At 46.4% G+C, this 13239-nt stretch carries 15 protein-coding genes; 11 read left to right on the forward strand and 4 right to left on the reverse strand.

Annotated features, from left to right (window positions below):
* Positions 1 to 12: 12 nt before the first annotated feature.
* The 4 genes from AB4875_RS07635 to cheD all read left to right on the forward strand — a co-directional run bounded on the left by AB4875_RS07635 (position 13) and on the right by cheD (position 2062).
* On the forward strand, positions 13 to 516 hold the full coding sequence (locus tag AB4875_RS07635; RefSeq protein WP_368375461.1) for a chemotaxis protein CheW: 504 nt from the start codon (positions 13 to 15) through the stop codon (positions 514 to 516).
* 50 nt (positions 517 to 566) lie between these two features.
* Positions 567 to 989, forward strand: coding sequence for an STAS domain-containing protein (locus AB4875_RS07640; protein WP_368375462.1), 423 nt, complete (start codon positions 567 to 569; stop codon positions 987 to 989).
* Positions 990 to 1116: 127 nt separating this feature from the next.
* Entirely contained in the window at positions 1117 to 1440 is a 324-nt protein-coding gene (locus tag AB4875_RS07645) for a hypothetical protein (protein ID WP_368375463.1), read from the forward strand.
* A complete protein-coding gene (gene cheD, locus AB4875_RS07650) occupies positions 1406 to 2062 on the forward strand; it encodes a chemoreceptor glutamine deamidase CheD (RefSeq protein ID WP_368375464.1) in 657 nt (218 codons plus the stop codon). The genes AB4875_RS07645 and cheD overlap by 35 nt, the downstream gene beginning before the upstream one ends.
* A 66-nt stretch (positions 2063 to 2128) precedes the next feature.
* Here cheD and AB4875_RS07655 read toward each other — a convergent pair whose 3' ends face one another.
* Positions 2129 to 2980, reverse strand: coding sequence for an HDOD domain-containing protein (locus AB4875_RS07655; RefSeq protein WP_368375465.1), 852 nt, complete (start codon positions 2978 to 2980; stop codon positions 2129 to 2131).
* 178 nt (positions 2981 to 3158) lie between these two features.
* On the opposite strand from AB4875_RS07655, the gene AB4875_RS07660 reads away from it, so the two are divergent.
* The 6 genes from AB4875_RS07660 to AB4875_RS07685 all read left to right on the forward strand — a co-directional run bounded on the left by AB4875_RS07660 (position 3159) and on the right by AB4875_RS07685 (position 9629).
* A complete protein-coding gene (locus AB4875_RS07660; RefSeq protein ID WP_368375466.1) occupies positions 3159 to 3518 on the forward strand; it encodes a response regulator in 360 nt (119 codons plus the stop codon).
* 14 nt (positions 3519 to 3532) lie between these two features.
* Complete coding sequence (locus AB4875_RS07665; protein ID WP_368375467.1) at positions 3533 to 4000, forward strand: hypothetical protein; 468 nt, start codon at positions 3533 to 3535, stop codon at positions 3998 to 4000.
* Between the two features lie 37 nt (positions 4001 to 4037).
* Positions 4038 to 4436 carry a YbaN family protein gene (locus AB4875_RS07670; protein WP_368375468.1) on the forward strand — a complete coding sequence of 133 codons (399 nt, stop codon included), beginning with the start codon at positions 4038 to 4040 and terminating at the stop codon, positions 4434 to 4436.
* A 69-nt stretch (positions 4437 to 4505) separates the two neighbouring features.
* On the forward strand, positions 4506 to 5348 hold the full coding sequence (locus AB4875_RS07675) for a CheR family methyltransferase (protein ID WP_368375469.1): 843 nt from the start codon (positions 4506 to 4508) through the stop codon (positions 5346 to 5348).
* Positions 5349 to 5415: 67 nt separating this feature from the next.
* Positions 5416 to 8424 carry a methyl-accepting chemotaxis protein gene (locus AB4875_RS07680; RefSeq protein ID WP_368375470.1) on the forward strand — a complete coding sequence of 1003 codons (3009 nt, stop codon included), beginning with the start codon at positions 5416 to 5418 and terminating at the stop codon, positions 8422 to 8424.
* A 98-nt stretch (positions 8425 to 8522) separates the two neighbouring features.
* Entirely contained in the window at positions 8523 to 9629 is a 1107-nt protein-coding gene (locus AB4875_RS07685; RefSeq protein WP_368375471.1) for a protein-glutamate methylesterase/protein-glutamine glutaminase, read from the forward strand.
* Between the two features lie 23 nt (positions 9630 to 9652).
* Here AB4875_RS07685 and AB4875_RS07690 read toward each other — a convergent pair whose 3' ends face one another.
* The gene (locus AB4875_RS07690) at positions 9653 to 9934 is read right to left on the reverse strand and encodes a late competence development ComFB family protein (RefSeq protein WP_368375472.1); all 282 of its coding nucleotides are present in this window, start codon (positions 9932 to 9934) and stop codon (positions 9653 to 9655) included.
* 179 nt (positions 9935 to 10113) lie between these two features.
* Entirely contained in the window at positions 10114 to 10527 is a 414-nt protein-coding gene (arfB, locus tag AB4875_RS07695) for an alternative ribosome rescue aminoacyl-tRNA hydrolase ArfB (protein WP_368375473.1), read from the reverse strand.
* Positions 10528 to 11006: 479 nt separating this feature from the next.
* On the opposite strand from arfB, the gene AB4875_RS07700 reads away from it, so the two are divergent.
* Complete coding sequence (locus tag AB4875_RS07700) at positions 11007 to 11918, forward strand: alpha/beta hydrolase (protein ID WP_368375474.1); 912 nt, start codon at positions 11007 to 11009, stop codon at positions 11916 to 11918.
* A gap of 74 nt (positions 11919 to 11992) precedes the next feature.
* Here AB4875_RS07700 and AB4875_RS07705 read toward each other — a convergent pair whose 3' ends face one another.
* On the reverse strand, positions 11993 to 13132 hold the full coding sequence (locus AB4875_RS07705) for an epoxide hydrolase family protein (RefSeq protein ID WP_368375475.1): 1140 nt from the start codon (positions 13130 to 13132) through the stop codon (positions 11993 to 11995).
* Positions 13133 to 13239: the final 107 nt, after the last annotated feature.

A 13239-nucleotide genomic window follows, 5' to 3' on the forward strand; every position in this document is an offset into this window, starting at 1 on the left:
GAGGAAAATTAAATGAGCACTGAAGCCTTACAGCTATCTCCGTCAGACATGTTACACGCTGACACAAATCAGTACCTTACTTTTATGCTTAACGGCGAAGAGTACGGGGTTGAAATTCTACGTGTGCAGGGTATTCAGGGTTGGGACACAGTAACGCCAATTCCGAGTTCCCCTAGATATGTGTTGGGAGTAATGAATTTGCGGGGCGCGATCGTTCCTATTATCGATTTGCGCAAGCGCTTCGGTATGGAATCGATAGACTTCGGACCAACGACAGTGATTATCGTCGTTCGTGTTGAAAATGACGACAAAGGCAGAACGATTGGCATGGTGGTTGATGCTGTCTCAGAAGTGTATAGAGTCGATGAGAAAACGGTGCAGGCAATGCCGGACTTTGGTAGCACCGTGCGTGAAGACTTTATCAAGGGCCTGTCCACGGTGGACGACAAAATGCTAATACTGTTGGATATCGATAAGCTGTTAACGATAAAAGAGATCACTGCGACGGCGGCGTAATATTTTTTCGAAGCAAATGTATTAACATTAAATGTCGTGAAGGGAGGCGTATGGCTGACTCTAGTGAATTTGTGATCTTGCTCGATCAACCGAGCGACGAGATAGAGAATCCTCGTTCAGAAGAATTCGTATACCTGTTGGATAATGAGCCGGCGGAAAAGGATGATAGCGAGAAAGAAACTGGGACTTGTCTAACATTACCATCAAACTCAACGATAGATAGTGTTATGGCACTCTATCAAGACCTAGCAGAATTGGACGCAAGTAGTGATGCCTGCTTAATCTTGGATGCATCCGCGGTCACGGATTCAGACACCGCTGTATTACAACTGTTGTCGTCGTTTGTTGTCAATTCAGATCGTAATGGAACCGCCATCGCCTGGTATCAGCCGACACCGTATTTTTGCGATTTAGCAAAGCAGCTAGATTATGCAAAGTATCTTAAGTTAGATTCTTTGGTTGAATCTCTCTAGCGGGGTCGATGCTATGGGGAGGGGCGGAGCGAGCGATAGAGGTAAGACGCAAAAGCCTTTGTTAGGAATTTTGTCTGATCAAGTGGCTGCTGCTGTAACTGAGGCAGCAGCAGATGTAGGGGGGCTTATGTCGGGCTTTCTAAGTCTAGATCAGCAGTTGGCTGAGCTGACGAAGTCAGGTCTTATTGACCCAAATTCGACTAAGAAAATAGAAGATACCTTGGGCGAGATTGTTATCCACATGCAGTGTTTTGATCTTCTTGCTCAAAAATTAGGTCATGTACAAAACGCTCTAGTGCTAGTTGAGGCAGAAATTCCCACTGCCCTCAGCCATAAATTAAGTCGTAAGTTAGATAATGAAGTTAAGGGTTTATACTCCTCATCTGAAGAGTTAAATGTTCATATCGGTGCCTCTGATGATGCGTCGTGCGAAAACTCCGAGCTATTCTAAGGATGAAGTTGTGCCGCAAGCCCAGTCAAAATTAAATGCCAATTATCCCGATATTCAAAAGCATTGGGATGGCGCCCATGAGGTCTATGCGGCTAGAGTATTGCCTGGTCAGTACTATGTTTCAGGTAGTGAGCAAGAAATGATTACCACCGTTCTTGGTTCATGCATCTCGGCATGTATTCGGGAGCGAGTCCTAAAAATAGGCGGTATGAATCACTTTATGTTGCCGGAGGGGGATGCCAAAATGGATGGCATGGCGGCCCGATACGGCGCCTATGCGATGGAACATCTTATCAATGACATCCTAAAAGTAGGTGGTAGGCGCGAGAATCTTGAGGTAAAAATTTTTGGCGGCGGTCGAATGATGAGAGGCTTGAATGATATTGGCAAAAAGAATATTTCCTTCGTTCGCGCTTTTCTTGAACTTGAACAGATAGATATTGTTGCAGAAGATGTCGGTCTCGATTTTTCAAGAAAAATTTACTACTTCCCTACAACCGGTCGTGTACTAGTTAAGCGACTTAGGTCCTTACACGCTAATATGGTCATTCACGAAGAAGAAGTATATGAGCGTACCTTACACGACAAGCCCGTGTCGAATGATATTGAGCTCTTCGATTGAGTTTACTATATAGGGCTTATTATTGACTTTCCGATGCCTGCGAATAGCGTGAAGTTGAGATGGATGTTAGCTGGGGATGAAAATTTTAAGTAGATCAGCGACTTCGTCCTGAATGCCATGTAGAAGTTCAGGAATGCTATCTTTACTGATTTTTAGTTGTAGCCACGCATTTTCTTGAATTTCGGGCGCATCTTCCAACGTGGTGCTTTCTAGCTCCGCTAACACAGCCAAACTGTTTGCGATGTGAATCACCATAACGAGATCGGGTGTGGGTACGAGTTTGTTTGGCTCGTGATGCGCGTAAAGACACTCCTGCAGTGATTGTGGAAGCTTCCAGTTTATTGCTAATTCAAGTCCGACGTTAGTATGATCATAGCCAAGAACCTCTTTTTCGCAGCGGTAGGTGGTGAGGCCATCAAATTCTAAAATTGATTTAGATAAAAATTCCTCAGACTCTTCGGCTAAACGGCTAAATATAATGAGTTGGCCAATGTCATGAAGCAAGCCGGCGGTGAAGGCTGCGCCAGCATCAATTCCCTTGCAGAGTTTGGCAATTCTTTTGGCAATAGACGCGCAAAGTAAGCTGTGCTGCCAAAAATCCTCTATGGTAATTAGGTCATTGGTCAAGTTGTTAAAAGATTTTGCTACCTCAATACCCAGAACTAGCTCATTAATCTGTCGATATCCTAGGCGTGATACCGCGCGGGACACAGTGTTTATTTCCACTCCGGTATTCATTGCTGCGCTGTTAGATATACGAAGTACTGCTGCGGTCAAGGCGGGATCGCGTTCAATAATGTCGCTCACTTGTTTTCCGGAATTGTCGCCTTTACTGATTGCGGTATTTAGTGCGATAGCGACATCAGGAAAGGAAATTAAGGAGGTGGTGTCAACCACTAGTTCGCGCGCATTTGGCATGATCGATGAGCTCAGTATTAATACACCATGGTAAGGTCGTCATCTTACTACTATTAAAGTAAGTATATTCGCCTTACTAAAGTCGTTACTCAATAAGTATCATCACTGATAGGGGAATTGTAAATCTTGTGATGAACTACCCATAATTACCGAATTACTACTTAAGGAAAAATAAAACATGAATATTATGGTTGTCGACGACAGTGCTGCTATGCGTAGTATGATAATACGGACATTGCGTCAAGCTGGATTTGGTGGCAACGATATTTCTCAAGCCGAGGATGGCGCTATCGCGTTTGAATCAATAAAGGCCAAGGTACCAGATTTAGTTTTGGCAGATTGGAATATGCCAAATATGACAGGGATTGAGCTGTTAGAGGCAATGAATGAAGAGGGGATAAAAACCAAGTTCGGGTTTATTACTACAGAAGCTACCTCGGAAATGAGAGCCAAGGCCTCTGCCGGCGGTGCAAAGTTCCTTATATCCAAACCGTTCTCGGTAGAATCGTTTGAAAAAGTTTTAACAGCGATAATGTAATCGGGGCATAAGATATGGCTAATAGACTTATTGTACCAACCTCCGAAAGTGTATCCGATATGTTGTCTATGTTGTATGGCAACGACGTTGATACTAGCGAGATACCGGATAAAAGTATTGCCGGCGCTTTTGTTGCCAGCTTTGTAAATGATGAGGGTGAACTTGTTGCAGTGTGCGCAAGTGACCCAGCTTTTGTTGCGTTTTCCGGAGCAGCCTTATCTATGATGCCAGTTGGCGGTGCTGAGGATATGCTAGATACCGGTGATTTTACTCAGAAGGCAGTTGATAACTTTTATGAGGTTATCAATGTGTGCTCTCGTTTGCTGATGTCTGATTCGTCAACACATCTTAAGTTAGACAAGGTATACAGGCCGGCTGAGGCCGCTGCAATTGTTGAAGGATTTACAGCTCGCGTCACCGTTGGGTTTAAACTGAAAATACCGAGATACGGTGTGGGTAAATTATTGTTTAGTGTGATTTAGGGTGGCTGTAAGAATTATAATGATTGGATAAAGTAAGATGAGACTATTTACCTTTTTAGGATTCTTCTTTATTGCGCTTGGCACAATTGGTGCGTTTTTACCTGTGCTTCCAACTACACCCTTTATTCTTCTTGCCGCAGGCTGCTTTTCTCGATCATCGAAAAAGTGGCATAACTGGCTACTTGGAAACAAGTTATTTGGTCCAAGCATCCATCGCTGGGAAAGTCGGCGCTGTGTTAATTGTAAAACGAAAGTATTTTCTCTGCTTTCAATGACCGTCATGGGTGGTATCTCCCTGGCCGTAGCATCTCATGGCTTCTATTTCAAACTTGCCGCCGGTGCACTGATGTTAATAGGTGCTTTATGCATAATTAGGATCGCGACGTGTGGCTCTTCCTCAGAGTTTTCTCCGGTGGTCAAGAACCCCGTGGGGTAGGTCTATGCTAAACGAAACAGGGTTGCAGGTGTTGCTTTTTCAAAACCAAGTTTATGGGTGGAATTTAAATTGACTGCAGAAGTTGAAGTGATTGAGCAAAAGTTCGAATTCCCTTTTCAGAATGAGCATTTTGAAAAGTTGAGGATTTTGGTTTTTGAGCACACAGGTATTACCTTGGGGGATGAGAAAAAGCAATTGACGTACAGTCGATACGCAAAGCGTTTACGTGCTTTGGGTATGAAAGATTTTGATGACTATATCGGTATTATAGAATCTGGCGACGACTCAGAGATGCCGTTTTTTATAAATGCAATAACAACAAATTTTACAAGCTTTTTTAGAGAGAATCACCACTTTGAATTCTTGGTAAGTGAAGTTGCACGCTTATTAGAATTGCAGAGTTCCGTTCGTATTTGGTCGGCCGGATGCTCTAGTGGTGAAGAACCCTACTCAATGGCAATGTCCTTGTTGCATGGTATACCTGATATTGACGGCGCCGATGTTAAGATTCTGGCTACTGATTTAGATACTGAAATTATTGCCAAGGCTTCTCGTGGTGTCTATGCCGATGAGCGTTTTGATAGCTCTAATAATGAAATAATAAAACCGTGGATTAAACGCGGTCGTGGAGATAATGCCGGTCTGGTAATGATGCATCCCACCGCGCGTAAAATGATTACTTATCGACAGCTTAATCTCTTGGAAGAATGGCCGATGAAGACTTCATTCGACATTATTTTTTGCCGAAATGTAATTATTTATTTTAGTAAAGAAGTTCAGAAGAGATTGTTTAGTCGCTTTGCCAGTAATCAGAAGAAAGGGGCTAAATTAATGATTGGTCATTCCGAAAATATTGCAGAAGTTTGTGATTCATACCGACTTATTGGTAGAACGATATACGAGAAAATCTAATTATTTATAAACGTGATTTTTAGAGCGTGACGTGCTCACGTTGAACTTTCAGTTTGGGAGAGTGAAAATGGAAACGAAAATAAAGGAAAACACCAAGATTCGTGCAGTGCCTACTGTCGCCAAATCGAAGGTTGGCGCCGCCAGTCCTCGAAAGGCTCCGGCTAAGGCTAAAGCTGCCGCTGGAAAACCATCTCCCGCGAGATCAGGTGTTGCTGCTTTACAGAAAGAATTGAGTCAATGGCAATCGCTTATTGAGGGTGTCAAAGCGCCGATAATGATTGTTGATAGCGACCTCACCGTCACGTTTGCCAACAGTGCGGTTATGTCACTAATGGAAATGCACGCCGATGAGATCTCGGCCGTGTACTCAAAATTTGATCCGGAAAATATAATCGGGCTGTGCGTCGATCGTTTGTTTTCAAAGGACCCTTCTTACAGCTCAGATAAATTGTTTGAGGCTTCAAAATCGTCGAATTCGAAAGATGTTGCTATTGGTGAATTGATTTTTAATATTAACGCTACCTCACAGATGGATGATACTGGCGAGCATGTCAGTACTATTTTGGAATGGAGCGATGTGACTGAGGAACGCGCGGATAATGAGCGCGTAGTGCGGCTGCAGACGGCAGTTGATGGCGCACTAACTGCGATTATGATGATTGATCGCGACCTGGTAGTGACCTATGTTAATGATTCTACTCGTAAATTATTGGCTGGCTACAGTGATGAACTAAGGGCTGTATACCCCGGCTTTGAAGTTGAAAATATAGTGGGTACTTGCATTGATATTTTCCACAAAAACCCTGCCCATCAGCGCGGTATGTTGAGTGATCCCGCTAATCTTCCGCATTCGGTTGATATCAATGTGGGTAGCCTAATTTTCAATATTAACGTGACATCCCAAATGGGCGCCGACGGCGCTTACATTGGAAATACCCTAGAGTGGCTTGATGTTACTGAGACGCGCGCCAAAGAGACCGAGGTGGCAAGGCTGCAGACCGCTGTTGGCAGCGCTCTAACCGCGATTATGATGGTAGATCGCGATCTCGTCGTGACTTATGTCAACGAGTCAACTAATACTTTATTGGGAAGTCATCGTGACGCAATGGCGGCGGTGTATCCGGGGTTTAATGTTGATAATATCGTGGGTACTTGCATTGATATTTTTCACAAGAATCCCGCGCATCAACGCGGTATGTTAGCCAATCCGGCGAACCTACCCCACTCTGTAGATATCAATGTTGGCCATTTAATATTCAATATTAATGTCACCGCGCAAATCGATAACAGTGGTAACTACATCGGCAACACTCTTGAATGGCTGGATGTTACCGAGCAGCGTGCCAAGGAAATTGAAATCGCCTGTTTGCAGTCCGCAGTGAATGGCGCGGAAGCTAATTTGATGATGTGCGATGCAGATCTTAACATTACGTACGCAAACCCCGCGGTCTTACAGATGTTGAGGAATCGGGAAGATGTGTTACGTCAACGCTTCCCTTCATTCTCGATTGACAACCTGATCGGGCAATCTATTGATCAGTTTCACAAGAACCCGAGTCACCAGCGTGGCTTATTGGCAAATATCAGCGGTCTTCCCGCCAAAGCGGAACTCAAAATTGCAGACTTAGAATTCGAGGTGAATGCAACTGCGGTACTCGGTGCTAACGGCGAGTACATGGGGAATATGGTTGAGTGGAAGGATATTACTGAGCAAAAAGATGCAGAGCGCCAGATTGCGTCCTTGATCGAGGCAGCCTCTAAGGGCGAATTGGATCAGCGCCTTGCCGCTGAGAACTACCAAGGGTTTATGCGTCGCTTAAGTGTATCGATAAACGGCCTAATGGACGCGATAGTTAGCGAACAAGCTAATGCTGAAAAGCAAATAAATGAGTTGCTGGAAGGCGCAATAGCTGGACAGCTTGATAGTCGTATAGATGATCAGACTACAGTGGGCTTTTTGCGCCGTTTGGCGACTAGTCTGAACCGTTTGATGGATGCGATTGGCACGCCATTAGAGGAAAGTTCTCGGGTCATGGCAGCCCTGTCGGAAGGTGATTTGATGCAAATCATGGACGGTGAATACCATGGCCAGTTTGCAACAATGCAGGACGCACTAAATCTGTCGGTGACCAACTTGCGGGATACGGTGACCCAGATTCGAGAGGCCGCTACCGGTATTCAAAGTTCAGCCTCAGAGATAGCGCAAGGTAACCTAGACCTGTCAAACCGGACTGAAGCCCAAGCGGCATCTCTGGAGGAGACCGCGTCCAGTGTCGAGGAGTTTACGGCGACAGTTAAGCAAAATGCCGAGAACGCCTCGCAAGCTAATAATCTTGCCTCAGGTGCAAGAAGCCAGGCTGAGAAAGGTGGTGAAGTGGTTGGGCGCGCGGTAGGGGCAATGCGTGAAATTAACTCTTCCTCAAAACGTATCTCCGATATTATCGGTGTGATTGATGAGATTGCATTCCAGACCAACCTACTGGCCTTGAATGCTGCTGTTGAAGCGGCGCGCGCCGGTGAGCAGGGAAGAGGCTTTGCGGTGGTAGCTTCGGAGGTCCGTAATTTGGCGCAGCGTAGCGCCCAGGCCGCTAAAGAGATTAAAACGCTGATCAAAGACAGTGTTGAGAAGGTTGATGAAGGCACTAAGCTCATTGATGAATCTGGCTCTACTTTGGGTGAGATAGTAAGTAGCGTGAAGAAAGTCTCAGATATCATTGCCGAGATTGCGCTTGCCAGCCAAGAGCAATCAGCAGGGATTGAGCAGGTCAATAAAGCGATTGCTGAAATGGACAAAGTGACTCAGGAGAATGCGGCACTTGTCGAGCAAGCTGCGGCGGCCAGTCAGTCCATGGATACCTTGTCCCGCGGGCTAACCGATCAAATGACTTACTTCAAAACCTCTGCCAATGAGCTTGGGGCATCTGACGCAAGATCCGGTTTAGCACCTAAACCCGCAGGAAGTCGCGGTGGCGACGTGCATCAGATTGTTCCCCGCAGCAAGCCCGCAGCGGCGAAGGCTCCAGCGCCTCGCAAAAAGACAAGTAATCAGCAAACAGATGATTGGGAGGAATTTTAATACTAAGTAATAGGTGGCGCTAGTACTATTGGTAGCTAGCGCCATCTTCCGGTCTCATCATTGAGCGCACCGCTGAATGCTATTTTGGAGTGTGTATATTGGGTTCTGTTCCGGGGGAGGGCGCTAAGCCTCGCATTAAGGTCCTAGTTGTTGATGACTCTGCGCTCATGCGGCATGTGTTGTCTGAAATTTTAAACTCAGACCCAGATATTGAAGTAGTGGGGGTGGCTTCGGACCCCTATATTGCTCGCGATAAAATAAAATTGCTGAATCCCGATGTGCTTACCTTAGATGTCGAAATGCCGAAGATGGATGGTTTGCAGTTTTTACGAAATTTAATGCGCTTAAGACCCATGCCTGTGGTTATGGTGTCATCATTAACGCAAAAAAATGCCTCGGTTACTCTGGAGGCCCTAGAGCTTGGCGCAGTAGACTTTGTCAGCAAACCCGAAATCGATATAGCAAGTAAGCTGAAGGACTACGCTGAGGACATTATAGAAAAGGTGAAAGTAGCACGCTATGCTACCGTCAATAAGTTGGCACCTAGCACGGAGGTGCGATGTAACGAAACCTTTATCTCCCCGGCAGGAAATACTAATATTTCGAGTAATTTACACTTTAAAACTACAGATCAAATCATCGCGATTGGTGCATCTACTGGAGGTACTGAAGCTATTCGGGAGGTTCTTGAGCGCTTGCCAATCGACACCCCTGGCACGGTTATTGTTCAGCACATCCCAGGTATGTTCAGTGGGCCATTTGCCGAGCGAATGAATAAATGCAGCGCAATGACTGTCTGCGAAGCACAAGATGGCGAGCGGGTATTACACGGGCACGCTTATATTGCCCCAGGTGACTTCCATTTAAGCCTTAGGCGAGATGGGGCCAGGTATTACTGTGTGTTGAGTGATCATGATCCTGTAAATCGTCATCGTCCATCGGTGGATGTGTTGTTTCATTCGGTTGCGAAATATGTCGGTAAAAATGCGGTTGGAGTTATCCTAACCGGTATGGGAAAAGACGGCGCAGAGGGCTTAAAAGCCATGCATGAAGCAGGTGCTAGCACCGTTGTGCAGGATGAGGCGTCATCAGTAGTTTGGGGGATGCCCGGCGCCGCCGTAGCAGTCGGTGCCGTGGATGAGGTGCTGCCAATAGCAAAAATCGCCGCCAGGATTGTGAGTCTCTACGAAGAAAAGCGGCCTTAACCGGTTATAAAATAATAGCCGGTTTAGTCTCTCGCTTGCGCACTTCGGCGATGCGACCCTAAAACCTTGTGCCCCTCATGCATAGCGCTGATAACTTTCTGCGCAATGTCCTGGCGTTGGGCTGGCGTTATATTAATTCGCACATCTATAGTGTTGCGTACGTAGTGTGGCGAAAGCTGATTTAATGTTAGACAGAAAAGATCTTGTACGTAGTCGTTGTCAAATTGCGTACTGATGTTCTGCCGTTCAAACTCCTCTTCAACAAGCGTTTCCATGAAGTTTGTGATGTCTTCATTTAATTGCATAGTAAGACCTTATCGAGCTGAGCAATATAAGGTTGGCAGTTTGAAATCTATTTGAATTTTATTCTATACGATAAAACCGAGGGGTCGCGCATATACTTCCTTAATAAGGCAGAGCGAGTTCTGATAAACGCGTCTTTTGGTGTGTGGGGCGATGGTATGTCTACGAAGAGTGCTTTACTTCATTCGTCGACACGGCCGCGTAGATTCTTGATCTTCCCCCGTTGAGATTTGGTATCCATGCGACGTCGCTGTGACCCCTTGGTGGGTTTGGTAGGGCGTCTAGGTGGCAGGATTTTGATGGCGTCGTTAATCAGTTCACGCAGGCGCGTTAGGGCGTCATCGCGGTTTTTTTCCTGAGTTCTAAATTGCTGGGCTTTTATAATTATGACGCCATCTTTAGTGATACGCTGATCCTTTCTGTCTAGCAGTCTTTGCTTGTGAAAGTCTGATAGCGATGACGCATTGATGTCGAAGCGTAAGTGGATTGCTGACGATACTTTGTTAACATTTTGACCGCCCGAGCCTTGAGCTCTGATGGCAGTTAGCTCGATTTCGTCGTCGGAAATTGATACTGACGGCGATATATTAAGCATGACTAATAATTCCTCTTTTTTGATATAACAATCTTTTAAATGGCCCTTGTATCGTGCATCGCTTCGCAGCGATGAGCTATAACGTTGCTGTTCTGCCCTGTATTGTAACAGACCGCGAGGCTTTTAATTTTAGCATCATGGTGTTGATAGGCGAGGGCCTTACCAAGCACCTTGTGCATTGGCAGTATTTAATTTGATTAGACCACACTTGAAAAGAGAGGCGGTCAGCTATGTTTAGCTTTAAGTCGCGGATGCCCGCTGTGGTATCTTGGAAATACTGCCTGGGCGTTTGAGTGCTGCGCCATACGAAAACATGGCAATAAGAGGGGCGATTTCTGTTGCTGGGTATTTAGCGCCTTGTATTAGTTGACTGTGCTGTTGTTTTTGTCGCTAAACTGCATAATAAATGCCCGCTGTGTGGTCTTAGCAGTGCTATAAGGTGATGTTGTTTTAGCTTTTCGTATATGAAGGATAGATTGATGAAGCAAAGTATTCGCAGTCGGCTGTTGAATTTTGTACTTAGGCTACTTCGTCGTCCGCTTTGGAACCTCGCGCAACTAAGTTCGCTTCGGGCGCGTTTTGCAAAGCTGGATAAGCGGGCTGCCGGTAAGGCAGATTTACTTTGCCGTATTAGTCAGGTCGATTTACCCAACTGTCAGGCGGACGTCTTGCAGCCACTAGAATTTAGCGACGATCCGCTAAGTGCTAAACACGTGCTTTTTTTTCACGGTGGTGCCTATTGCTTGCACTCTCCGAATACTTACCGTGCGATGTTGGCTGGCATATGCAGTAATCTTGGTGCTATCGGCGTATTGCCGGATTACCGTTTGGCGCCAGAGCACCCTCACCCTGCGGCAATAGATGACTGCTTTGCAGGTTATCAAATGTTGTTGGGTAAAGGTGTGCCACCCAGTCATATCGCTCTGCTTGGTGATTCCGCTGGCGGAGGCTTGGTGCTATCAATTTTGGCTAAAATTCGCGAGGCAAAATTACCGATGCCAACGTCTGCAAGCTTGTTCTCGCCCGCGGGTGACTGGACCCTATCGGGGCCGTCACTCTATGAAAATGAAGGTCGAGACCCGATGTTCCGCCTCAGCTCGTTTTTGTTTTTTCGCAGCCTATACTTGGCCGGCCACGATGCCAGTGATCCTGCAGTGTCACCTTTATTGGCCTCATTTGAGAGCTACCCGCCCATGTATTTCACCGCTAGTAGCACCGAATTACTGCGCGATGTAGCTGTGGTAGGAGCTGCCAAAGCCCGCGAAGCGGGTGTGCCGGTTGAGATCGATATCTGGCCGGGTCACTGCCATGATATGCAATTAATGGCGGTGTTGCCGGAGAGTAAAATCGCACTAAACAAGCTTTGCGAATTTATTAGCAAGCACTGGTAATGAGTACGCATTGCTAGTTAATGGGGGTGTGAGTTTGCCGCAGGCCTCCATACTAAGCTAAGCCTGCGTGCGAATTAACGAACTTTTGCGAAGCAGTTGCGTACTTCCTTGACAAAAAGCTCGGGTTGTTCAAAAGCGGCAAAATGGCCACCTTTATCCAGTTCGTTCCAGTGGATCAGATTTTCATAGACACGTTCAGCCCATTTACGGGCGGGCCTGAACAACTCCTTGGGGAAAATTGAAATACCGCAGGGCATCGTCATGACCTCGGCACCGAAGGCGTTGAAGCTTTCCCAATACAGGCGTGCAGATGATGCGCCGCTGTTGGTAAGCCAATACAGGCTGATGTCGTCTAGCATTTGATCAACAGAAAGCGCGTCTTCGGGGCGGCCCTTATTATCTGTCCAGCGATGAAATTTCTCGTATATCCATGCCGCTTGTGCGGCCGGGGAGTCTGCCAAACCGTAGCCGAGCGATTGTGGGCGCGATTTTTGAATCATCGCATAGCCGGAATCCGAGTCGAAGTAAAATTGGATATCTGCCAAGGCTTTTTGATCACGTTCGGTGAGTGATTCCATATCTTCCGCAGACGGTTGTGCCAGCGACATATTTAGGTGGATCGCGGCACACTCCGGCGGGCATATATAAGCTATTGCGCTAGTGACGCCGGCTCCCCAGTCACCGCCTTGGGCGACAAATTTTGGGTATTCCAACCTTGCCATTAGGGTAATCCAGGCCTTTGCAATACGTTCCAGTCCCCAGCCAGTATTAGTTGGTTTCCCGGAGAATCCATAACCAGGCAGGGATGGGATCACTAAATGAAAGGCATCACTGGCACTGCCGCCATGCTCGGTGGGGTTGGTTAGTGGGGCGATTACGCGCATAAACTCGAGTACTGAGCCGGGCCAGCCGTGTGTCATAATCATCGGCATGGCGTTTTCGTGCGGCGAGCGAATATGTAGAAAGTGTATATCAAGACCGTCGATTTCTGTGATGAATTGGGGGTGGCTGTTTAATTCACGTTCACAGCGCCGCCAGTCATAACTGTGTTGCCAGTATTCGCATAGCGATTGCACAGCGTTGAGCGGTGTTCCTTGGCTCCAGTCATCGACCGGCTCGACGTTGGGCCAGCGAGTGTTGGCGAGCCGTGCTTTAAGGTCATCAAGTTGGGCTTGCGGAATGTCTATTTTAAAGGGCTTGATTGACTGCTTCATGTCTATCACTCGCTTGGGAACGGTTAGTTGAAATAAAATCTTGCTATGGATATACAGAGTATTAAAACATAATTTCTTGATCGCAGAATGTGCCGCTTTTTCCTAAT

The organism is Zhongshania sp. R06B22 (assembly GCF_040892595.1).
In the GTDB taxonomy this organism is placed as follows: domain Bacteria; phylum Pseudomonadota; class Gammaproteobacteria; order Pseudomonadales; family Spongiibacteraceae; genus Spongiibacter; species Spongiibacter arctica.